Genomic DNA, 209 nt, shown 5'->3' on the forward strand with positions numbered 1-209 from the left:
TAGCTCAGTTGGGAGAGCATCGCCCTTACAAGGCGAGGGTCACTGGTTCAAGTCCAGTACGACCCACCATTTACTTTCTGTTATTAAAGAAAGTCTCGGTGGTCCTTCCATTAAGATAATATGCTGTATGTAATATGGGTCGTTAGCTCAGTTGGGAGAGCATCGCCCTTACAAGGCGAGGGTCACTGGTTCAAGTCCAGTACGACCCA

1 tRNA gene is annotated in these 209 nt (G+C 48.3%); it reads left to right on the plus strand.

Features of this window, described 5'->3' with window-relative positions:
• Positions 1 to 136: 136 nt before the first annotated feature.
• Positions 137 to 209 (plus strand) — tRNA-Val (locus EXT43_RS20625).

Origin of the sequence: Pseudoalteromonas sp. CO109Y (assembly GCF_004208935.1) — a bacterium.
Classification (GTDB): domain Bacteria; phylum Pseudomonadota; class Gammaproteobacteria; order Enterobacterales; family Alteromonadaceae; genus Pseudoalteromonas; species Pseudoalteromonas shioyasakiensis.